The following is a 23050-nucleotide window of genomic DNA, read 5'->3' as shown; positions in this document are numbered from 1 at the left end:
GCGTGGTGTTCATCGCCCAGCTCATGGGCTACTCGTGGGGCGCGCTGGCCGGCTCCTTCCTGGGCCCCTTCCTGTGGGGCCTGTACTCTGGCCGCATTTCGAAGGCCTCGGTGTGGTGCTCGTTCGCCGTGGGCGTGGGCCTGACGGCGGTGAACATGGGCCTGGCCCTGTCCGGCGGCACGCCGCTTATTGCCAGCCCCATCAACTGCGGCGCCCTGTGCATGATCATCTCGCTGGTGATTGTGCCGGTAGTCAGCCTGTTCACGCCGGCGGTGCCGTTCCAGATCAAGCCGCCTTCCGCCGAAGGCGCCACCGATCGCGAGTTCGAGCGCGAAGTGGAGCAAGAGATGCTCGAGAGCGCCAACGTAGGAGCCGCTGCCGACGTGTAGAAGCGCAGCCGCAGCGCCGTAGTCCGCTTAACGGAATAGCTTGCAACAGAAGCGCCGGGCCTTCGGGTCCGGCGCTCTTTCTTGGCGGGTCGCAGGCAAATACCTGCCCGTTCGCGTAAGAAAACCTGACCTGGCGGGGTATACTTATGCCCATCTGTAGCCTAGCGTTCGGCTTTGGAGGACGAAGCGCGGACGGAAGGAGAGACATGGAAGGGTTCGAGCTCATCAGCAGCGGAGTCTGGTCCATTGTGCCGCCCATTCTGGCATTGGTCCTGGCTCTCATTACGAAGGAGGTGTACTCCTCGCTGACCGTGGGTGTGTTCACGGGTATGATCATTTATCAGTTCACGCTCAACGGTGCCGGCGGCGAGCAGCTTATCGCCTCATTCACCATGGTTCCCCAGATGATGGCGGAACAAATTGCCGGGAACGGAGCATTGCTTTTGTTCCTTGCCCTACTAGGCGCGCTGACGGTGGTCATAGCCACGGCCGGTGGCTCCCGCGCCTATGCCGAGTGGGTCACCACCCACGTGAAGAACGCCCGCGCGGCGTCGCTGCTCACGGCGGTACTGGGCATCATCATCTTCGTGGACGACTACTTCAACTGCCTGACCGTGGGCGCCGTCATGCGTCCCGTCACGGACAAGTTCCGCGTCAGCCACGAGAAACTGGCCTGGATTATCGACTCCACGGCCGCACCGGTGTGCATCATCGCCCCCGTATCCTCCTGGGCCGTGGCCGTGGGCGGCTACATGGGCGAGGATGGCTTCAACACGTTCGTGCAGTCCATCCCCTATAACTTCTATGCTCTGCTCACCATCTTCTTCGTGTTCTTCATGCTGGCCATCCAGAAGGACTTCGGTCCCATGGCCGCTGCCCAGGATGCAGCCGATGGCCGTATCCCGCCCGAGGGCTCGAAGCTGGAGGCGGTGTCGCTGGTGGGCATCGCCGACAAGGCACAGGTTGATCTGGAAGGCGCGCCCAATATTCCCACCCAGGTTACCGAGGAGGGCGACATCGACGATGCCGCCGCCGGGGCCATCGAGGAGTACAAGGGGCTCAATATTTCTGAGCGCGGCACCATCTGGGATCTTATCGTGCCCATTCTGGTGCTCATCGTGTTCTCCATCCTGGGCATGATGTACATGGGCGGCTTCTTCAGCGGCGTGGACTTTGCCACGGCCGTAGGCGAGAACCCGGTCATGGGCCTGTGCATCGGCGCCTGCGTGGCCCTGTGCGTGGCCGGTGCTATGTACCTGCCGCGCAAGCTCATGAACCTGGGCGGCTTCGTGGAGGCCATGTCCGAGGGCGTGCGCTCCATGATCGGCGCCATCATGATTTTGGTGCTGGCCTGGTCGCTGGGCGGCTGCTGCCGCTACCTGCTGGGCACGGGCGAGTTCGTGTCCGGCTTCCTGAACGGCTTGGGCGTGGGCCTGGAGCTGCTGCCGGCCATCATCTTCCTGGTGGCTGCGTTCATCGGCTTCGCCATGGGCACCAGCTGGGGCACCATCGCCCTTATCCTTCCCATCATCATCGGCGTGTTTGATGCCTCTGATCCGCTGTTCCTGGTGGCGGTCGGCTCGGCTCTGGCCGGTGCGGTGTACGGCGATCATATCTCGCCCATTTCCGATACCACCATTCTGTCCTCGGCCGGTGCCAAGTGCAACCACCTGCGCCATGTGGCCACGCAGATTCCCTACGCCACCCTGGTCATGGTCATCTGCTTCATCGGCTACATTGTGGCCGGCATTTTCAAGACGCCGTGGATCTCGCTCATTCTGGGCGTGGTGCTTATTGTCATTGCGGTGCTGGTCCTCACGAAAATGGAGGCCAACCGAGCGAAGAAGGCCTAGCCTTCCCGCTGGCAGCAAGACGCAAAAAGGCCCCGGAAACGGGGCCTTTTTTGTGGGTGGTTATGGACGCGCGGTGCGTCTAGGCAGCCGAGGCCGCTTCGGCCAGCAGGCGCTGGCTTTCAGCGATCAGGCGTCCAGCCAGGTATTCCTTGCCCATCTTCTCGTCCTTCGAGCAGTCGAGCAACATGGCCAGCGTGATGCTGTCGAAGTAGGAATCGTAGCCGTCGAGCACCAGGTCGTAGGCCTTCTTGATGCCTTGGACCATGGTGGCGTTGGCGCGATCCTTGCGCCGAGCGCGCGTGGTATCCTTGGCGTCGTCGTCGAGGGCGTTGACTACTTGCAGAAGAGTAATCTCCGAAGGATCCTTAGCGAGGCGATAGCCGCCATGCTTGCCAGGGCGTGCCTCGATGATGCCGGCATTGCGCAAAAGCTGCGCAAGCTGGATCAGGTAGTCACGGGGGATGGACATATCCTGGGCGATATCTTTCGACGAGCAGGTTTGCCCCTGCGCGGCCAGGTACAGAACGGCGCGCAGTCCATAATCTGTTGATGCTTTGAGTTGCACTGCAGCCTCCTTACGGTTCGACACCTTGCGGATCTGCAGCTGTTGCCACGTGGACCCAACGCCGGGCGCAGGGCCGGCGCGTGGTCATCCGCAGGTGTGCCGAAAGCGGTCTTTTTATGCTTCCGACACTTGCAGAATAGGCCGCGGCATTTTCAAATACAAGGCTTGTACCAAACGATGAGCGCGCCGATTCAGTTACGTTGCCGCGCCGTAAGAAAGCCTGACGATAATCCATATATGACCAGATAGGTCACGTCTTTATTGAGGATAAGGCGCTACACGACGCCGGTGCCGAGCCCCAGCGCCTGCATGACCAGAAGCGCTACGGTCAGCAGGGCCACCACCGAGACCGTGGCCCACAGAAGCACCTTGGCCACGCGTCCCGAGCGGTACTCGCCCATGACGCGCTTGTCCGCCGAGATAAGGGCCATGAGGGCCAGCAGGATGGGCAGAATGATGCCGTTGACGAACTGGGCCGTCAGCATCATGCCCAACAGGTTCACCTCGGGAATGAGCACCACCACCGCCGAGAACACAATGACGAAGGTGAAGATGCTCTTGAAGGTGGGGGCCTCTTTCCACTTCAGCGAGACGCCCGCCTCCCAGCCGAAGGCCTCGCAGATGACGAAGGCGGTGGTCAGGGGCAGCACGCAGGCGGCCAGGAACGAGGCGGCGATAAGCCCCACGGCGAACAGCGCCTCGGCGTAGGGGCCGGCGAAGGGAGCCAGGGCCGTGGCCGCGTCGGCCGCCGAATCGATGGTGATGCCGGCAGGGAAGAGCACCGCGCCGGTGGTGACGATGATGAACCAGGCCACCAGGCATGCGGCGATGGTGCCCGAGATGGCGTCGGCCTTCTGGAACAGCAGGTCCTTGGGCGTCAGGCCCTTCTCCACTACGTTGCTTTGGGAGAAGAACATCATCCAGGGCGCAATGGTGGTGCCGATCATGGCAATGACCAGGGAAATAAAGTTAGTGTCGCCCACGAAGGTGGGCACGACGGTGTCGTGGAGCGCCTCGCCCCAGTTCGGCTGGGCCAGGAAGGCGGCAATAACGTAGGTAATGAACACCAGTGACAGGGCCAGAAACACGTTCTGCACGCGCTTGTAGGAGCCGCCCACCACCAGAAGCCACACGGCCAAAGCGGCAATGGGCACCGAGAGGTACTTCGACACGCCGAACATCTCCATGCCCGAGGCGATGCCCGCGAACTCCGAGAAAGTGGTGGCCACGTTGCCGATGAGCAGGGCCAGCATGGCGAAGGCCGTCAGGCGGATGCCGAAGCGCTCGCGGATAAGAGCGGCGAAGCCCTTGCCCGTGACGGCGCCCATGCGTCCGGCCGTGGTTTCCACGACGGCCAGCAGGATGCACATGACGGGAATGACCCACAAGGTGGCGAACCCGAAGTTCGCGCCGGCCGTGGAGTAGGTGGAAATGCCGCCGGCGTCGTTGCCGGCCATGGCGGTGATGATGCCCGGACCCATGGCCGCCAGCACGAGCCACAGCTTCGAGGGCTTCTTCGCCGCCTCGGGGCCTACCTGGTCCTCCACGGGCAGGCCCGTGTCGGCAATTTCCAGGGCGGCCTCATGGCGCTGGCACTGCTCGGCGCCCAGCTGTGCGCTTTTCTTCGCATTCATGGGCACCTCCTAGTAATGAAGGCCGCCAAGATGCAGCGATCCGGCCAGTTGCAGCAGAATAAGCGAGTACAGGAACAGGCCCAAAAGCGCCGCCACGGTAATGCCGGCAATAGACAGCACGCTCATCTTCGTCTTGTCGCCGGACACGTCGTCCTCGATGGCGTCCCAGGCGTCGTCGGTGGTGACGATGCCCAGCAGCGTGCCGTGCTCGTCCACCACGGGCATGGCGGGGATGTCGTACTTGAAGATGTCGGCCGCTACGTCCTCTTCCTCTTCCGAGGGCAGACAGGTGATGATGTCGTCGAACATAATGTCGCCCATGAGGCGGTCGGCGTTGTACAGCACCAAGGTGCGCAGCGAGTTTACGCCCAGCAGCTTGCCGTATTCGTCGGTGACGTAGACGTAGTGCACTGTGGGGTGGTCCTCGGGCAGGGCGCGGAGCACCTCGATGGTGTCGGCCACGGTGGCGGTTTTCGGCACGGCCACGAATTGGGTGGTCATCATGCCGCCCGCGGTGCCGTCCTTGTAGCCCAGAAGGCGGCGAATTTCCGTGGCGTCCTCCACACCCATGAGACGCAGCAGAGTCTCGGCCTTCTCGTAGGGCAAATCGCGCACGATGTCGGCGGCGTCGTCGGGGTCTAGGTTGCCGATGAGCTGAGCGGCGCGGGCATCTTCCAAGTCGTCGATGAACTCGGCCTGGTACTCGTCCTCCATCTCGGAGAACGATTCGATGGCGCGCTCCTCGTCCAGGTGCTCGAACACGCTGGCGCGCTGCTGGGGGTCCAGCTGCTCCAGAATGTCGGCTACGTCGGCGGGATGGAGCTCGTCCAGGCGGCGGTGGGTAACGGACAGCTGCACCTCGGACAGGTCGCGGTCGAGCAGGTCCATGTAGTTCCAGGCAATCAGTTGCTCGTCCATCTTCTTGCCGAACAGTTTCGCCGTCTTCACCACGGCTTTTTCGACTAGGGGGTGCAGCCCGCGCAGGATGCCGCGCACACCCACCTCGGCGCCTAGCAGACGCAGCTGGGTGCCCGACTGGGACAGCTTAAGGTCGTTGACGCGCACCACCTTCATGCCCTGGGTGTCAACGATTTGGCGGTCCATCAGGTCGCGGGCGAGCAGCACCTCATCAGGCTGCAGGTAGCTGAAGCGGATGTCGGGCGCATCGACGGCCAAGACAATGCCATCGTCGTCGAACGTGTCCACGTACTTGCGCCACGAGATCATGAACGGCACCTTGCCTGGGCCTTGGAAAGCCAGGCTAGTGATGCGCGGAAAGACCTCGCCCGTGGAAATGGCCAGGTCGGAAATGGTACCCAGGCGCTCGCCTTGGGCGTCGACGACGGGCTCGCCGATCATTTGGGAAAGATAGAGCATACAAAGTCCTCCGTGCAGGGGCATTGGGGAAACCGAGGCGGAGGGCGTCTCAGGGCGCACCCGCAAGGGGCGCTGGAGCGCACTGGCGCACGGTCAGGTCAATGCACAGCAGTCGTTTCTTCCGACTGCCGCCACGAAGGAAGGAGTCGGAAGCTTACATACTGTGAGGTTTCGATTTTCGAACCTTCAAGTACGTTCCTTTCATCCGATGAATAAGCCGTTGCCCGCGCGGACGTGGGCAAACATATGCATTGTACGCTAATTCAGCAAAGAAGAGCCCCTCAAATGGAGAGGGGCTCAAAAAAGGGGCACAGAGGCAGAGGGCGGCCGGCTCGGGTGCGGCGGGGTGAAGCGCGGTGCCGCAAGGCGCGGTAGAACCGGCCGCAGTGCGTTGAGGCACCGCCGGGCGGCTAGGGCGCGGCGTAGCTAGAAGCGCACCTGATAGGGGAAGCGCAGCTGAATGGGCACTTGCTCGCCGTAGTGCCAGCCGTAGGAGTCGGCGGGAACGATGAGCAGTCCGTCGGCCTCGGCGCATTCCTTCAGGGCGGGCGCATAGAGCGGCAGGACTTCGGCCCACAGGTAGCCGTTGTCGTCGCGCACCAGCTTGACGCGCTTCAGCAGATTCACGCGGCGCGGCTCCAGGGGCATGTCTTCGGCCAAGCAGGCGTAGATAACGGGCGGCTCCTGAGGGACGCCGTACAGAAACGCGTCCACCAGCGGCTTCGCGAACATCTCGACGTTGAGGTCGGCGGCGATGGGCGGCCCGGAGATGCCCACGACGGGGGTGCCGTTCAGCAGCGCGCACGAGGCGTGCTTGCCGGGCGCAGCATTGGTCTCGTGGCTGAGCACAGTGCCGTATTTCTCAAGGATTTCGCAGGTGAAGTCGTCGGATCCCTTGGAGGAGCCGGCGTTGATGACCACGATATCGGCCTCCTCGACGGCCTGGTCCAGCGCGGCTTTCAGGGCGTCCCAGTTGTCCGGCACAATGGGGAAGCGCATCGGTTCGGCGCCCCAGGCGGCCAGCTTGCCGCAGACGTTAATCGAGTTGCAGTCGATGTTCTTGCCCGTCGGAGGGTTCTTGCACGGGTCGACCAGTTCGTTGCCCGTGGGGATGAAGGCGACGCGCGGCTTGCGCACCACCGGCACGGTGGTGTAGCCGCCTTGAGCCAGCAGTGCGGCATGGACGGGATTGAGCAGGGTGCCCTTTTCGACCAGCACGGTATCCTTCTCGAGGGAGGAGCCTACGGGCGACACCGCCTCGCCGCAGTCGGTGGGCGTATAGGTGAGGGCGACCAGGCTCTCGTTGTCATCGCCCACCTCCACGTTCTCGATGGCAATGGCGGTGTCGAAGCCGTCGGGCATAGCGACGCCGGTGTTGCAGAACTGAAACTGCTCGCCGCGCTTCCAAGTGGTGACGTCGGGCATGCCGTCGGCAAAGTCGGCGAAGCGCACGGCGATGGCATCCATGTTGGAGGTGGGCTTGTTGGGCAGAGCGTGCAGGGCACAGGCCGTTTCCGCGAGTACGCGGCCAATGGCCTCTTCAACGGGCACCTCCTCGCTTTCTCGGACGAAGGTGCACTGGGCAAGCAGATCGGTGGCGGCGGTGCGGTAATCGGCGCACACGTGGTTGCGGTGGTCTCTCATGAACTAATACTCCTCGCTTTCATAGGATAGGTCGGATGCATCAAACGACGGCTCGTTTTCGGGGATCGCGCTGTCGGGGTAGGCCGGTGTGGTCGAACTGGCGCGGGGGTAATAGCGCAGCCGGTTGTAAATGCTTTGCACGTGGACGAGCATATTGCGTCCTTCTCGGTATCCCGTCAGGATGCCTTTCTGCAGAAGGGCGGACACCCGAGGACGCGAGACGCCGAGCATGCGGGCGGCTTCGGCAGCGGTGACCACCTGCTCTTCGGCGCCGTCATCGACATGCACCGAGAGCAGCACGGAAAAGAACCCATCGTAGACACGATGGTCGTAACGGGGAGGGGGAGGCTCATCGCCGACGGCCAGCGTGGCCGCTAGATACTCCTCAAGAATAGCCGCCAGGGTGTCGAGGGCTTCTTCGAAGGAGGGGCCGCTGGTCCAGCAACTTTCGATGTCGGGGAGATGGGCATGATGGGTGCCCTCGTCATCTACGCAAAACAGCGCTTCGTAGGTGAATCGCATAGGTGCCTTTCTGCGATGCCCGTCGAAACAGACGTCGCCTCCAAGGGGGTTAAGTCTCGTTAACCATCTGTGGTGTTCCGCAAATTCTCAAAAAGCTAAGCCGTTTCCTCATACTATCATAGCTAAGTATATTCTCCATAGAGAATAGATAAGGCAGAAAGGAGAGAGCATGTACTACATGGATCCTCGCATGGGCCAGTACGGCGCACCTTATATGGGATGCGCTCTGCCCCCGATGCCCATGATGGCGCCCACCGTGATGGTGATGCCCGTCATGATGCCGCCTATGGACTGCGGTATGGGCATGCCCCAGCCCGGGCCCGGCGGTCCGCGCGGCGATATGGCACCGTGCGGTCGCGACCATCCGTGCGGGTGGGCGCGCCGCGCGCTCGAACGCGGCCCACAGGGCGGCCCGGGCCCGCGCGGCCCCCAGGGCGGCCCGGGCGGTTACGGTGGCCGTCCCGGCCCTGGCGGCCCTGGCGGCTACGGTGGCCCCCAAGGCGGCCCTGGCCCGCGCGGCCCGCAAGGAGGCCCGGGCGGCTACGGCGGCGGCCCGCGCGGCCCGCAAGGAGGTCCCGGCGGCTACGGAGGAAAGCCGGAGGGCGGTCCGTTCGGCCCCGGTAAGCGCGAGGGCGGTCCTCGTGGCCCGCAAGGCGGCCCCGGTGGCTACGGCGGTGGCAAGCCCCAAGGGGGTCCCGGCGGCTATGGCGGCGGCAACTACGGCGGCGGCTACGGCGGCCCGCAGGGCGGCCCGGGCGGTTACGGCGGAGGGCCTCGCGGACCCCAGGGCGGCCACAACTATGGTGGCGGCAACTACGGCGGTCCGCAGGGCGGCCACAACTACGGCGGTCACCCGAAGGGCGACGACCAGCCGAAGCCTGAGAAGAAGGCCGACGCGTCGGCGAAGGACGAAGGCGATACCGCGTCTTCCGAGAAGGCCGAGTAGCATTTGTTGAACGGGAAGGGCCGTGCAAACGGCTCTTCCTCGAGAGGGGAATTCTTGATCACTCGATGCGCAAGTCTGTGCGAACTGGATGTGGCGGCGCTTTGCCGCGCAGTGATTCCGTCTGACGCTTCCACGCCTTCTTCGTCTGCTCTCGAGGCGGTCGTGCAGCGCATAGGCGAGGAGGCCACCTGGTCTTGTTGCGATCGTTTGTACTTGGGCTCGTCGTTTTGCGTGAACGCGTTTCTTCGCGGCACCGAGCGAAGCGTGATGCAGGCGGTGCAGACCTTTGCGGAGTCCCACGGGATATCCTGCACCCTGACGGTGCCCACGCCCTCTGAAGGGGAGCTGCCGATAGTCAAGCGGCGTCTGGCGCTTCTCCTTGAGGCCTTTTCGTGCTTTGACGAGGTGACGGTCAACGACTACGGCATGCTTGATTGGCTGGCGGATCGGGGCGATGTCGCTCTCAACGTGGGGCGCCTCTTCTCGAAGGATTTGCGCGACCTGCGCTACGAAGCGGGGTTTCCCTCTGCGTATCGACCGGCGTTTCTGGGTGCGGGGCTTGACGCCCTGCAAGAAGCCTATCCGACAATCCGCGGCATCGAGTTCGATCCCTGCGGACGCGCCATCGACCTCACCGAGGCGCCGCTGATCGTGACGCCGGCAGTGCATGCCCCCTATCTTTTCGTGACCACGGGCTCCTTCTGCCCCTATGCACCCGTAACCGATAAAGGGATTCCGGCGCGGGCCGGCTCGCCCTGCTCTCATCAATGCGATGAGGCCCTCACCACCTATCGGCTTGAGGGGGAGGCCGGAGCTGCCGCCAACGACGCGCAGGCCGCTGCGGACGTGTTCTACACCAAACACGGCAAAACCGTGTACATGATGAACGAAGGCGTGCCCGTGCGCAGCCGTGTGGCGTACCGCGTGGTGCGGGCGCCGCGTCATTTCGGATGGCTTTTGGATGCGGAGGCGCAGCGATGAACATTCTCGTGCCTTTCAACGACTGCGCAGCGCTGGCCGATTACCTGGCCGCTGGCGTTGGCGAGTTCTACATGGGCTTCTACGATGACGAGTGGACCGCGCGGTTCGGCGAGGCGGCCGACCTCAACCGGCTGTCGGGCTTTGGGGCCGAGGCCAACGCCTACCCGTTCGAGACGGTGCTGGCGACAGCGCGGGCCATCAAGGACGCCGGTGCTCAGCTGTACGTGCCCTTCAATGCGGGCATCTACACGGCCGCTCAACGAGACTACCTCGCTCACGCGTACTTTCCCTTCTTGGCGGAAGCGGGCGTGGACGGCGTTATTCTCTCGGGGCCCGAGCTGGTGCGCGCGGCGCGCAACGCGGGGCTCAAAGCGGTGGCCAGCACCATGTGTGGCATCTTCAACAGCGACATTGCCCGGTTCTATCAACACCAGGGCATGGAGCGCCTTATCTTTCCGCGGGAACTGTCCCTGGCCGAGATCGAGTCAATTATCGAAGCGACGCCGGGGCTTGAGTACGAGGCCTTCCTCATGCGCAACGGCTGCGTGTTCAGCGACTCCCATTGCCTGGGCTGTCACCGCGCGGGCCACTACTCGCTCTGTCGGGACCTACGCTTCGGCGAGCGCTGGGAAGAGCAGCGCGTTCCCGGTGCGGCCCAGCCCACGCCGGCCTGGGACCGACTGTTCGCTGAGGCGGCCTGTGGGCTGTGCGCCCTGTGGCATTTCGAGCGGCTCGGCATCAATGCGGGAAAGATCGTCGGCCGCTGCGACGAGCGCGAGGCCATTCTGCGCGATATCAAGCTGGCGCGACGACATATCGACCTTGCGCAAGACTGCCTGTCGCAGGCGGAGTACCGCGCCCGTATGGAGCTGCCCGAGGGCTACGAAGCTCTGTGCGCGTCTCATCTCAATTGCTATTACCCAGAAGTGGAATAAATGTGAGCAGCAAGCATAGATATTCTCAATATATTCTTTGCTATGTATATACTAAAATAAGAATAATACTGTTGACATCCTGTTACGAGAGGGGAGAGCAGCGTGAAGCTTGAGGTGCGCGATGCCCACTGTGGTTACGAAAAGGGCAAGTCCATCCAGCGCTACGTTACTTTCTCGGTAGATAGCGGCGATGTGTGCTGCGTGCTCGGTCCGAATGGTTGCGGTAAGTCCACGGTCTTCAAGTCCATCCTGGGGTTGTTGCCTCTGCAAAGCGGCAAGGTGATGGTTGATGGCGAGAACATTGCCAAGTGGTCGCCGAAGCGCCTTGCCGACACCATGGCTTATGTCTCGCAAAGCCATACGCCCCCGTTCCCTTACCAAGTGAAAGACGTGGTCCTGCTGGGCCGCATCAACAAGGTAGGCCATATGGGCCAGCCGAGCGACGACGACTATGCCGTGGTGGAAACGGCCATGAAAGACATGGGCGTCTACCACTTGCGCGACAAGGTATACACCGACATCTCTGGTGGAGAACTGCAGCTGGTGATGATCGCCCGCGCTTTGGCGCAGCAACCGAAGATCCTCGTGCTCGACGAGCCCACGGCAGCCTTGGACTATGGCAACGTGGTTCGCGTCATCGACAAGGTGCGCACTTTGGCAGAGAAGGGCTATGCCGTCATTATGACCACCCACAGCCCCGACCATGCCTTTATGTGCAACTCGTCCGTTGTCCTCTTGCAGAAAGGGGAGCCGATGAAGTTCGGGCAGGCGGTGGACATCATCACAGAGAAGAACATGAAGCAAGCCTACGGCGTCAACGTGAAGATCGTCGAGTTTGTGAACACCAAGAACGAAATCATGCGCATGTGCGCCCCAGTGTTTTAAGGAGTTGTCAGTATGGCGGTCATGGTGGATGACGGAGACATTCAGATTGCGAAAAAGACCATCGACCAGATGGTAGCCCAAGTTGAATCGGTGGTTCAGGGCAAGCACGATGTGGTCGAACTGGTGGTGCTGGCACTTCTTGCCAAGGGGCATGTACTGATCGAGGATCTGCCGGGCACGGGCAAGACGACCCTTGTCAGTGCTTTGGCGAAGTCCATCGATTGCAACTTCAAGCGCATTCAGTTCACGCCCGATGTCATGCCCTCGGATGTATCGGGTTTCAGTATTTACAACCAGAAAACCCAGGATTTTGAATTTCGCCCCGGCGGCGTCATGTCGAATCTGGTTCTGGCCGACGAGATCAACCGCGCCAGCGCCAAGACCCAGTCCGCGCTGCTCGAGGCGATGGAAGAGCGCCAGGTGACGGTGGACGCGCGCACCTATCAGCTGGAAGAGCCCTTCATGGTGCTTGCTACCCAGAACCCTATCGAGCAGTTCGGCACCTATCCGCTGCCCGAAGCCCAGGTCGATCGCTTTCTCATCAAGGTTTCCATGGGGTATCCCGCCTTCGAGCAGGAGGTGCGCGTTTTGGAGTTGGGGGATTCGGCGAAAAAGAGCCTCGCCCCCGTGGTGTGCGGTGCCGACGTGCTGGCGGCGCGCGAAGTGGCAGAGAGGGTCTACGTAAGCCCGCTCGTTTTGCGCTACATCGTGGAAATCGTTGCAGCGACCCGCAGCAACCCGGAGATTCAGGTGGGCGCCTCGCCGCGCGGCAGCCTGGCACTGATGAACCTTGCCCGCGCTTGGGCCCTGGCGCGCGGCCGCGGCTACGTGCTTCCTGACGATGTGAAGGCGCTCGTCGTGCCGACGCTCGGCCATCGCATTATGTTGTCCCACGAGGCAAAGATTACGGGCCGCACAGCCGAAGGCGTGCTGGGATCCATTCTCTCGGGCATCGCAGTTCCTTACGGCAACGAGCAAGAGCTGCAGGGCGTCCAGCGCTCGTAGCTCGCACCGAGGAGTGTGAGGCAGATGGCCGAAACTACGGCGACAGACAGAAGCATGCGCGGGTGTGTTCTTCGGGCGGCCACCGTTGCCCTGGCGCTCCTGTGCGCTCTTACGCTAGGTGGCTGCAAAGACACCGACGCGCTCAAAGAGATTGTGTACGACCAACGGGCGACGGTAATCGACTACGAGAACCCTACCAAGTTCTTTATCAGCGATGAGAGCGCCGAGGAGACAAGCGACGCCGTTGCTGCCGCCGAGGTAAGCGAAGACGCTGAGCCGACGGATGAGGTGCAGAATCTGGTGGTGTACTCTTCGGAGCCCAACACCACGGGATTTACTGCTAAGAAATCGGCCTTCGCCGACCCTGCGGACTTTCCGGGCATCGAGGCCAGCGAGACCGTGTGCTTCGTGCCCTCCGAGGACCCCAATGCGTTCGACCACGAGGCGACGGTTGTAGAGGAAGCGGCGTCCGAGGAGCGTGAAGACGAGCAAGCGCCTCAGACGACAAGTGCAGGTGACGAGGCGAATCCCGACGGGGAAAACCGCGAGGGAGAGTCTTCGGGATCGTCCAAAAAAAGCAAGGCCGAGAAGACCGATAAGGGAGCGACGGCCGGGGGCGACAACCAGATAGCCGCCGAAGAGAAGGACGAGAAAAGCAACGGCACGGAAAGCCCCGAGGCCGACACCGCGGGCCCCGATCGCAAGAAGGATCCGACGCGCGTTATCTACGATGCATCCGATCCGAACCAAGACCCGCCCCAGGTGGAGCGGATTGCGGCCTTCGGTCCCTATGCGGCCATGGTTCAGATGATAGGGGGTACGGGCGCTTTGGCTGCGACCGATGCCACCACGCTCAAGAGCGATTTTAAGACCGTCTTCGACACGTCGGGCATCAGCAAGGGGTGGAAAGATGACGGAACGGCGCAAGGCATGAATGTGAACGCGCTGGTGAAATCGGGTGCCGAGGTCATTCTCGTTACCGACTCATCGTACTTGGATGACCTGAGCGACGCTGACTTCGAGAAGCTGCGCAAGGCGCACATCCACACGGTGCTTATGTATGATATGAGCTCTTCTCAGAACATCAAGGCCAATGTGAATACGGTTGGCAGCTTGCTGCAGGGAAGCAAGAAGGCGGCCTATGGGGATACCGCCGAGGATCGAGCCGCCGACTACGTGGCGTTCCATGATCGCGTCGTGAAGGCCTGTGCCGATGCGGCCGGCGGCATGGCCCTGAAGTCCTCGAGCAAGCAGGTATACCAGAGCAGCGAAAAGGGCGACAAGGACGTTGGCAAGAACACCGAGCCGCGCTATACCCTGCTCATTGACGAGTACGTCAAGGGGGCCAAGTACGTGGGCGAAGGCCAGGGCGACGCCAATTGGAAGCCGGCAAGCGGTATGGCTTTTGCCGGTGCAGGCTACGGGACGACGCCGGTGTCCTACTACATGCAGGTAGGTGGCCTCATCAACAATGCGGCGGCCCAAACCACCATGGGCAGCGCCGGCAAGGTGCCGGTGTGGCAGTTTCAGCTGAAGAGTTTCCCCTTCAAAGCAAAGGAGTGGTCGGGCATCGACCTAAGCCTGATGGAGGGCATTGCCAACCTTGACCGTTCTTTGTTGGATTCGGGCGTCAACGTTCATTCGGTTACCGACATGGGCGAAGGCCTTGGCTGCCCTTCGTTCCCCAAGGTGATTGTCACCAAGGGCTCCATAAAGGAAGCCTTGGTGGAGAACAGCAAGAAAGACCACGGTCTATATCACCCCTACGACTACAGCCAGGGCGCTGAGATCGGCTCGGTGGGCCCGAGCGTGGGCGATACGGTGATCTATACCTGCATCGGCGGCGTGACCGACGATGATCCAACCAACGTTTTGAGTCAGGCAGATGCCTTCGAGCAGGTCATCGAGGTGAATCCGTCGGGGCTCTTCTGCGATTGGACCGAAGGTACCGTGGAGTCGTTCCTCGAGGCGGCCTGGGTGTGCGATGTCGTCAACGATGAGGCTTCGGGTGTTAGCTGGGAGCAGGAGGCGAAGGACTTCTACCAGACCTTCTATGGCTACGACGTCGACCCGCGGACGCTGGCGGATCAGTAGGGAAGCGGTTTATGGCAGAGCTTAAAATTGGCGGGAGCGCACCCTCGGGTGTCCCGGGGAAGGACGAGGCTCAGGCCGGGCAGTCTCAGCCCCAGGAAGTCATGGGGTCGCTGTTCGCTGAGCGCGATCGCAAAGATGCCTTCGGCCCCGATTACAGCTATCGGCGCATTCGCATTCACAAAAAAGACGAGGTGAATCCCTACGCGGCCGAGCAAGATGAGCGCTATGGGTTGGACAGGCGCGCGAAAGTGGCGCTCGGCTTGGGTATGGCCTTGGCGGTGGTGTACGTGCTGGTGTGCATTCTGCCCACCAATGTTTTCGATGTGGGCCGCGCCGACCGAACGATCGGCACCTTGGCTGCTGAAACGGCCGCGGCCTTCCAGGGCTTTATTGGCTTTTTCGCCCAGCCCGACACTATGTACGGCACCTATGTGCTCACGGTGCTGGTGACGCTGCTGGCCGGAGCCGCCATGGGGCTGTCGGGCGGAGTGTTTCAGGGCTCGCTCAAAAACGCGCTTGCGTCTCCGTCGACGCTCGGCGTGACAAGCGGCGGCAGCATCGGGGCAATCATCTACGCGGTGTTTCTGCGCCCCGAGGAGTCGGGCTATGGTTTTGTCGGCTCCTACACTGATTTGGTGGCCCTGCAAAGTGAACTGCCGCTGGGCCAGCAGCTTTTCGAGGAGTTCAGCTCGTTCATCGCCTCCTTGCTCGGCTGTTTTCTCATCGTGGCGCTCATCATGGTGATTGCCTTCATCGCGGGTCGCGGGAAGGTGTCCAATGTGTCGCTGGTCATTGCCGGCCAGGTGTTCACGGCGGTTATCGCCGTGGTGCTGAGCTGGATACGGCTTTATTTGACCAATCACGGTGACGTCGATGCGGCAACCTATTTGGCTCAGGCCCAGACGATGACGTTCATGGGGGCCTACACGGTGCCCTCGGTGCTGGTGTTTGCCGTGCCGCTTTTGGCGTGCATGGGCTGCATCTTTGCGCTGTCGAAGCGCCTGAGCCTGTTGGCGTTCAACGATGACGAGGCGCGCTCCATGGGCATCTCGCCGGTGCGTCTGCGCAATGGCATGATCGCCCTGTGCACGGTTTTGACAGCGCTCGTGGTCTCTTTCTGCGGCCCTGTCGGCTTCGTCGGGTTCCTCGTGCCCCACATGGCGCGCAAGATGGTCGGGCCCGATTTCCGCTATCTGCTGCCCGTGTGCGCGCTGCTGGGCGCTCTTATGGTTACGGGCGTCTTCTACCTTACCCAGTTGGGCATTCCCTTCATCACCGCTGGTGGTACCGGGGTGCTGACAAGCCTGATCGGGTGCATTGCCTTCTTGATTATTGCGGTGCGCGGAAGGAGGTCGGCCGGTGGCGAGTGGCTCTAAGCGTCGTCGAGGAGACGACGAGTACATCTTCATCGATGGGAAGGCGCTCCGTGCCGACGAGGCGATACGCATTGCCGTGGACACGGTCGCGCCCGTGGACCCCAAAGCCGTGCTCGCCCCGGGCCAGCAGGAGGCCCAGCAGGCCGACGCGACGGGCCGCCCGGCGGGGAGCACTCCGGCCGATGAGGCGCGGGCTCAGGCGGTGCTCCGGGGAAGGCGCGGGCGTCGTGGGTGCGCGGGCGATCGCTCGGAGGGGGCCTCGGTCTCGGGCGTGGGGGAGTTGTCCGTCGTCTCGGGCTCCTTGTCCCTTCGCTCGGAGAGCCGGCGCAAGCAGCAGATAAAGTATCTGGCCTTCGGCGGCGCGTTGGTGGCTTTAGTGTTGTTCTCGCTGTGCCTGAGCACCACGCAGCCTGGCTTGGTGCGCAGTCCCCTTGAGGTGGCGTCCTGCATTGGCCTGTGGTTCAAGCTGACGTACCTTGAGCTTGCGGCCCCTATTGCCTTTACCGAGGCCTACCGCACCATGCTTATCGAGATGCCCGCCTATCCCGATGTTATGCTGCAAGTGTGGACCGTCTTCAAATACGCCGCCTGCGGGGTGCTCCTGGCGCTGTCGGGGATGCTCTATCAGAACACGTTTCGCAACCCCATTGCTGCCCCGTCTATGCTGGGCGTAACCAGCGGCATGAATGTGGCGGTACTCATTTTGGTGCTGCAGTATGGCTACCAGGCGGTCAATCATGGCGACGAGTACTGCCTTTATTCCCTGATCGGGGGAGCGGCCGTGCTGGCCTTGGTGATGCTGGGCGGCAAATGGATGAGTGGCCGCCGCCGCTTCAATGTGGTGAACATGATCCTTATGGGCACGATTGTCTCTCAGCTTCTGGGCGTGGTGGTGTCTTACGCCCAGGTGGCCTGGATGGACGAGCAGGCGTGGCAGGCCTACTACCTGCTGCAGAACGCCCTCGGGGTTCAGAGCCCCTGGATGGCTCTGTCGCTTATAGCGGGCGGCGCGGTGGCGCTGGTGCCCGTAGTTCTTTTCCGCTTTCAGCTTAACTTGGTGTCGTTTTCGGATGACGAGGCGCGCCTGCTGGGCGTCAATCCGACAAAGCTGAGGCTTGTGGCTTTGGGCTGTGGCTCGCTCATGATCTTGGTGGCTCAGCTGAACGCCGGTCAGGTGGCCATGGCTTCTCTTGTGGTGCCCTTTGTGGCGCGGGCGGTGTTCGGCTCCGAGTTCCGCAAGCAGCTGGGGGGCAGCATGCTCCTGGGCGCTTTAGTGCTGCTCGTGTGCGGCGACCTGTCAACGGCGTTGCTGTTCGATGGGACGGCGGTGGGGCTCGGTCCGGTGGTGACGCTGTTCGCGATGCCCCTGTTTGTGTGGATGCTCGCCATCCGTCAAAGAAGTTGGGAGTAACGGTGGGAAAGCAAAAGGCAGAGAACCGCGATGTGGTCGCCCGAGAAGCTCGACGTCGCCATCGCCGAGCGGTGGCGGGGCGCGTTGCGCTGCTGGTGGTGGCCTTCGGCTGCTGCGCGGTGCTGCCGGTATTCGTCAACGATGTCATCGGCTATATCCCGCTTTTGGCTCTCGCGGCGATGGTGATCGTTTCCTTTTTGTACCTGCAGGGGCTCAAGCGGTCGCTGCGGTTCAGCGAGGATTCGCTCCAGCCGTCGTGCGAGCGAGGCAGTGAGATCGATTTTGTCGTTCAGTTCCAAAACACCTCTCCGCTGGTGTTTCCCCGCATCGAGGTCTTTGTGTACATCAGCGATATTTTCGGCGCCATGGACACGGTTACCCCGGTGTCCATGGCCTTGATGCCGCGGGAAACGCGCGACTTTACCTTTGCGGCTCAATTCGACCATGTGGGCTTTTATGCCGCAGGCATTCAGAAGATCGTCATCAGCGACCTGCTCGGCCTCTTCTTCTGCACTATCGACAACGATCATCGCCACCAAGTCGAGGTGATGCCGCGCCTGTTCGATGTGGGGAGCCTGGCTCTGTCCAGCACCTCTTCGGCCGATAGCCGCAAGCCCTTCCAGACGGTGGTGGCCGACGACATGGATTATGCCGGGGTGCGCCCCTACGAGTGGGGCGATCCGCTGAAGACCATTCATTGGAAGCTCTCGTCGCGCCTGACCGAGGGCGATTATCTGACGCGTCTCGTCGAGTCCTACAACAACCCGGGGGCAACGATTATCATCGACACCGCGTCGCCCGCCTACGATGCCGAGTCGCTGATGGACGTCTACGATGGCTTGGTGGAAAGCGCGCTCTCGGCGAATCGCTATCTGTTGGATCAGGGCCTTGATGCGACCTTGGCGTTTGTCGACCGCTATCACGAAGCCCGTCTTCTGCAGCTGGTGCATGAGCGCGAATTCACCTCCTTGACGGATGCACTGCTGCCCATTCATCGCGGGGCGGAAGAGGACGCGCTCGATCTGTTAGAAAATGAAGGCCGTTCGCTGCATGGTCAGGACAATGTCGTTATGTGCACCGCGCGCGTGTCGGAACGACTGGTGACCAGCTTGCTGGAAATGCGTCTGCGCAAGAAGAATCCGCTGCTCTTTGTGGTGGTGCCTCCAAGGCTTGATCCCGAGGATGTGCGCGAGCTTACGCGCCCTTTGCGCCGTTTAGAGGGAGGTCGCGTTCCCTTTTTCGTTATTTCTACCGCCGCCGATCTTGCGGGGAGGACTGCTCTATGAGGTTTGCCGACTACGCCCGTGCTTCCTGGGCCGATTTCCTGTTCGTTTCGCTGGCGGCTGCAGCGCTGGCCTATACCCTGCTCGATGGCTTCAACGTCAGTCCGGTCTTCCAGCATGGTCCGTGGTGCGCCGTGGGCGTTGCGGGCTGCGAGGCTCTGTTGTTCCTTGCGGCTCGGTCGCGGAAAACGGCCGCTATCGGCGGGGCGTTCTACGGGCTTGCCCTGATCGCCAGCTGGGCGGTGGCGGCAGCTCTCACTCCTGGGGGCAACGTCTTCGTTGACAATGCGGATAACTACCTGATATTCGCCATGGTGGTGACCTTGACGGCCACCGGGTGCTTTTTGCTGTCGCGGCGCCAGCTGGGCGCAGCACTCCTGTTCGTTCTCGGATCGTTCCTCTGCGCGCTCATTCAGTTCTTCTATCACGGCTCCTATATTGGGTGGACGCTTCTTTTTGTCGGCGCGTCGCTGGCATTGTTGGTGTACCGGAACTATCAGAAGTCGTTGACGTCGGTATCCACGGTTCGCTCGGTGTCGTTTGCGCCCGGCTTCGCGGTGGCTCTGGCCAGCGCGCTAGTGGTAGTCGGTGCGGGATGCGGTATATGGTTCGGTCTTATTGCCCCGCTGCACCCGGAGGCGGCGGACGTGAAGCTTGTTACCGAGTATCGCGCCTATGAGACCCGGGCGGTGCGCGGTGTTTCCAATCAGTATCAAACGCCCGACACCTCGCTTACCAGCAGCGAGACCAATGAGGGCATGCGTACTACCGACGACATCAAGGAAGACGCGGGCGGCATGACCTGGCCGGCCAACAAGTTGCCCGATACGGGGGAACAGCCGCAGCAGAACCAAGGATCGTTCCTGGGCATCGACTTCAATGCGTTCGAGGAGGAGTTCGATCTTGAGAACAGCCCCTCGGTCTCGGCATTTCTCTGGGCTGTACTGGCGCTGGTCCTCCTGCTTGTTCTCGCTTATTTTGTGGGGCGCCGCCTGTGGCGTCGCGCACGCCTCAATCGTCTGCGGATACAGGGAGCCAACGGCGAACTGGAGGGTATTTTTCTTTTTCTGATGGGACGCTTTGAGCGTCTTGGCATAACCGTGCCCTCAGGCCAAAGCCTTGCTGAGTTCAGTCGGAGCAGTGAGGCCGCCATAGCGCCGTTTGGCAGGGCGGCTGGGGCGGATTTCGCCCTGCTGGTCGATGACTATGCCGCCAGCAAGTATGGCGCTCAGCCCGTAACCGGGGAGGGGCTGCTGCGTGCTGAGGCGTTTTACCGCTCGTTCTGGAAGGGTGCGCGGCGCCGTCTGGGGGTGCCGCGCTATCTGATCGTCTCGTTCCGCCTTTAGAGAGGAACGGGGGCGCAAAATACCCCTCTGCGTTCTAAATTATCCTATTACAAGTATTATACTCAATTTGATATAATTAATAGACATGAGGAGCGGACTCATGTTTATTCATAGAGCAGGAGGCGCCGTCGGCGCCTTGGAGAAGAAAGGAGCCCTATGAAGCGATTGAAGAAGGGAAGAAAGGGGAAGGTGGCGGCGAGCCTCGCGCTTTCCGTGGCGCTTTGCGCTACCTTGGGTGCCGGCACGGCTGTGGCCGCTGGCACGACGACGGTCGGCGGCAACGGTGCCAACTGGACGGTCCCCACTACGCCCATGACCAATACGGTGTGGAAGGACGCCAAGGGCAACGTGGTTCCGGCTAACACCGCTGGGGCCAAGCAGTACAAGGTGCTGACCACCTGGGCCGAGGCCTGGTCGACGTCGGGCCCGGACTACCTGGGCGTGTCGAACAGCGCCTATTACGGCAACGGAGGCAACGGCAATCCGAAGATCACCGATTTGGCGTCGGCGCAGAAGAACTCGACCATTGGCGTATGGGCTACGGCGGCCAACGAGAGCCCTAATGCCTACAACTGGAATACGTTCTACAACTTCTATGCGAAGAGCAAGGGCGCTGGTCTGAGCGATTGGGCGACTGTGTCTTCAGCCGGCACTGACGGCTCGTCTTATTGGGATAGTGCCTCGGGCGTCTGGGTTGGCTTCAAGTATCGTCCCGAAGTGGTGTGGCTGAACAACAACCTGAGCGAGGAAAACGCCAAGAAGTACATCAGTTACATTCAGAAGGGCCAATACTCCGCCAGCGACACCCAGGTCAAGGGCAGTAACGACCGCTACTCTTATTCGGAGCCAGTGGCCGGAGAGGACGGCTCCTACGATAGTAAGTTCTATATTGAGGGCGACAAGACCTACAACCCTGCCATTATTCAGCCCAACAACAACAGCCCCTATTCCTTCGTGAACTCAGCGTTCACCTTGGCGTCGGCCGCTGAAGACGTTATGCAAGCCACGAGCAAGAACACCGGCCTGGCAGCTGGTGAGCAACTCAACTGGAGTACGGTCAATAAGCTTCCCCGCTCGAACCGCTACACGGAGACCCCGACGGAGTGCGCCGTGAATATTGAGAAGCTCGCCCGTGGCTCGGTCTATTATACCTTGGCCAAAATCAACGACGGCACGGTGAAGAAAAAGAAGGTAGCCTATGTCGCCTATCCGTTCAACAACACCAAGAATGTGACGACGTCGGCAACACAGGTCGTGGTGGCGGTCTATGACTTTACGGAGAACATTGGCTCGGGCCCCATGGACGGTCGTGCCAGCTGGTCTCCGCTGGTGGTGGATCAGCTGAAGACGAACAGCGTGCAGACGGCCAAAACGGGCGGCGGCGCGGTGTCCTCGTCGGACGACAGCACCACCACCTACACGCTGTACTATGCGACGGCCGATGACCTGGCCAGCTGCGATGTCATTTACAGCCCCCACAACTCGGTGACGGCGAAGGAGTGGCAGGAGTGGATCGAGAAGAACGCCACCACCGCTGCCAACAAAGCCAAGGCTGCCTCCATCTCCTACATCGCCTCCTCTCCGGCGGTGACCAACGGCTCCAACTTCACCATGGAGAAGCTCATCTATGGCGCCTACGCCATGGACTGTATCTATCCCGAGCTGTTCAAGAACATGGCGCTGTCCACCTACTGGTGCGACGAGGTGTACCACCTGAAGGATTCCAGCCTGCCCTCGGCCATGTCGTGGATCTACGCTTCGGCTTCGCTGCCGGCGGGCACCACGCTGTCCAACATTGGCAAGACGTACAAGCTGGCGACGGTCGATAACAAGTTCGAGATTGGCTACAACTACTTCCAGAAGGCCATGGGCACCGATCCGACCATCAAGCGCGTGCTGACCAACACGGCTCTCGATGGCACGACGCAGCTTAACGGCGTGCGCTACGCCTTCAACGGCTTCGCTCCCTCGGGGGCGTGGGCCAAGGCGAGCCATGCGGTGACGGCGGACGACGTGAGCGCGCCGGCGGCACCGGCAGCAACGGCTCCGGCGGCAACGGTGAAAAAGGGCGATCAGAAGACCATTGGCTCGCTGAAGTACAAGGTGCTGACGGTGGCCTCGAACGGCACGGGCACCGTGTCGGTGGTCGGCCATGCGAAGACCAAGGCCAAGGCAACGGGCAAGGTGACCATTCCTGCCACGGTGAAGATCAACGGCAAGTCCTTCAAGGTAACCGCCGTGGCCTCTAAGGCATTCTACAACTACAAGAAGATCACTAAGATCACTGTGGGCAAGTACGTTACCTCCATCGGCTCCAACGCCTTCCGCGGCTGCACCAAGGCGAGCACCCTGTCGCTGGGTGCGAGCGTCAAGACTATTGGCTCCAACGCCTTCCGCGGCTGCACGGCTCTGAAGAAGGTAACCCTTGGTTCCAAGGTGACCACGGTGGGCACCAGCGCCTTCCGCGGCTGCACCAAGCTGACGAGTGTCACGCTGGGCGCCAAGGTGAGCAAGGTGAACGCCACGGCCTTCTATGGCTGCAAGAACCTGAAGACCATCACCGTGAAGTCGAAGGTGCTGAAGAGCGTGGGCAAGAAAGCCATCTCCGGCATCAACGCCAAGGCGAAGATCAAGGTTCCCTCCGCCAAGGTGAAGGCTTACAAGAAGGTGTTCAAGACCTCGACGGGATTCAAGAAGACGATGACGATCAAGAAGTAACGTGCTCTGAATTCTTTTTCCTGAGGGCTCCCTGCTGTCAATCCGCTAGACAGCAGGGAGCCTGACGGCGTTTTGATCGAAAGAAA

The 23050-nt window shown here is 61.6% G+C and carries 17 protein-coding genes and 1 pseudogene; 13 read left to right on the top strand and 5 right to left on the bottom strand.

The annotated features are described in order from the left end of the window. Together QZ307_RS01250 and QZ307_RS01245 are read left to right on the top strand one after the other, a co-directional pair. A pseudogene (locus tag QZ307_RS01250) lies at nt 1-389 on the top strand (sodium:solute symporter); the annotation flags it as partial. A 206-nt stretch (nt 390-595) separates the two neighbouring features. Then, nucleotides 596-2242: a Na+/H+ antiporter NhaC family protein gene (locus QZ307_RS01245; RefSeq protein ID WP_275206081.1), complete on the top strand. Its 1647-nt coding sequence runs from the start codon at nt 596-598 to the stop codon at nt 2240-2242. Nucleotides 2243-2321: 79 nt separating this feature from the next. Here QZ307_RS01245 and QZ307_RS01240 read toward each other — a convergent pair whose 3' ends face one another. The 5 genes from QZ307_RS01240 to QZ307_RS01220 all read right to left on the bottom strand — a co-directional run bounded on the left by QZ307_RS01240 (nt 2322) and on the right by QZ307_RS01220 (nt 7984). Continuing rightward, nucleotides 2322-2807 carry an Rrf2 family transcriptional regulator gene (locus QZ307_RS01240; RefSeq protein WP_275206082.1) on the bottom strand — a complete coding sequence of 162 codons (486 nt, stop codon included), beginning with the start codon at nt 2805-2807 and terminating at the stop codon, nt 2322-2324. Nucleotides 2808-3082: 275 nt separating this feature from the next. After that, the gene (locus QZ307_RS01235) at nt 3083-4441 is read right to left on the bottom strand and encodes an NRAMP family divalent metal transporter (RefSeq protein WP_295994578.1); all 1359 of its coding nucleotides are present in this window, start codon (nt 4439-4441) and stop codon (nt 3083-3085) included. A gap of 9 nt (nt 4442-4450) precedes the next feature. Then, nucleotides 4451-5818, bottom strand: coding sequence for a CBS domain-containing protein (locus tag QZ307_RS01230; RefSeq protein WP_295994575.1), 1368 nt, complete (start codon nt 5816-5818; stop codon nt 4451-4453). A 426-nt stretch (nt 5819-6244) separates the two neighbouring features. Beyond that, entirely contained in the window at nt 6245-7462 is a 1218-nt protein-coding gene (locus QZ307_RS01225) for a molybdopterin molybdotransferase MoeA (RefSeq protein ID WP_295994572.1), read from the bottom strand. A 3-nt stretch (nt 7463-7465) separates the two neighbouring features. Next, on the bottom strand, nt 7466-7984 hold the full coding sequence (locus tag QZ307_RS01220) for a type II toxin-antitoxin system HicB family antitoxin (RefSeq protein WP_295994569.1): 519 nt from the start codon (nt 7982-7984) through the stop codon (nt 7466-7468). Between the two features lie 169 nt (nt 7985-8153). Between QZ307_RS01220 and QZ307_RS01215 the strand changes: the two genes are divergently transcribed. The 11 genes from QZ307_RS01215 (at nt 8154) to QZ307_RS01165 (ending at nt 22964) form a co-directional block, all read left to right on the top strand. Further along, a complete protein-coding gene (locus QZ307_RS01215) occupies nt 8154-8930 on the top strand; it encodes a hypothetical protein (RefSeq protein ID WP_295994565.1) in 777 nt (258 codons plus the stop codon). Between the two features lie 54 nt (nt 8931-8984). Next, nucleotides 8985-9911 carry a hypothetical protein gene (locus tag QZ307_RS01210; protein WP_295994563.1) on the top strand — a complete coding sequence of 309 codons (927 nt, stop codon included), beginning with the start codon at nt 8985-8987 and terminating at the stop codon, nt 9909-9911. Further along, nucleotides 9908-10846: a U32 family peptidase gene (locus QZ307_RS01205; RefSeq protein ID WP_295994561.1), complete on the top strand. Its 939-nt coding sequence runs from the start codon at nt 9908-9910 to the stop codon at nt 10844-10846. The genes QZ307_RS01210 and QZ307_RS01205 overlap by 4 nt, the downstream gene beginning before the upstream one ends. A gap of 102 nt (nt 10847-10948) precedes the next feature. After that, a complete protein-coding gene (locus QZ307_RS01200) occupies nt 10949-11731 on the top strand; it encodes an ABC transporter ATP-binding protein (RefSeq protein ID WP_295994558.1) in 783 nt (260 codons plus the stop codon). 12 nt (nt 11732-11743) lie between these two features. After that, entirely contained in the window at nt 11744-12736 is a 993-nt protein-coding gene (locus tag QZ307_RS01195) for an AAA family ATPase (protein ID WP_295994555.1), read from the top strand. 24 nt (nt 12737-12760) lie between these two features. Then, nucleotides 12761-14830: a hypothetical protein gene (locus QZ307_RS01190; RefSeq protein WP_295994552.1), complete on the top strand. Its 2070-nt coding sequence runs from the start codon at nt 12761-12763 to the stop codon at nt 14828-14830. Between the two features lie 11 nt (nt 14831-14841). Next, nucleotides 14842-16206 (top strand): iron ABC transporter permease, encoded by a 1365-nt coding sequence (locus QZ307_RS01185; protein ID WP_295994550.1) that lies wholly within the window; start codon nt 14842-14844, stop codon nt 16204-16206. Then, nucleotides 16190-17617: an iron ABC transporter permease gene (locus QZ307_RS01180; RefSeq protein WP_295994548.1), complete on the top strand. Its 1428-nt coding sequence runs from the start codon at nt 16190-16192 to the stop codon at nt 17615-17617. Before QZ307_RS01185 ends, QZ307_RS01180 begins: the two co-directional genes overlap by 17 nt. 2 nt (nt 17618-17619) lie before the next feature. Further along, nucleotides 17620-18903, top strand: a complete 1284-nt coding sequence (locus QZ307_RS01175) for a DUF58 domain-containing protein (protein ID WP_295994545.1) — start codon at nt 17620-17622, stop codon at nt 18901-18903. Then, a complete protein-coding gene (locus QZ307_RS01170) occupies nt 18900-20246 on the top strand; it encodes a hypothetical protein (protein ID WP_295994540.1) in 1347 nt (448 codons plus the stop codon). Before QZ307_RS01175 ends, QZ307_RS01170 begins: the two co-directional genes overlap by 4 nt. Before the next feature lie 156 nt (nt 20247-20402). Beyond that, nucleotides 20403-22964, top strand: a complete 2562-nt coding sequence (locus tag QZ307_RS01165; protein ID WP_295994537.1) for a leucine-rich repeat domain-containing protein — start codon at nt 20403-20405, stop codon at nt 22962-22964. The last annotated feature ends 86 nt before the right edge of the window (nt 22965-23050 follow it).

The sequence above is a fragment of the uncultured Adlercreutzia sp. genome (genome assembly GCA_910585575.1).
Taxonomy (GTDB): domain Bacteria; phylum Actinomycetota; class Coriobacteriia; order Coriobacteriales; family Eggerthellaceae; genus Adlercreutzia.
The sequence above is the reverse complement of the archived record's forward strand: the minus strand, read 5'-3'. Positions and strand labels throughout refer to the sequence as shown.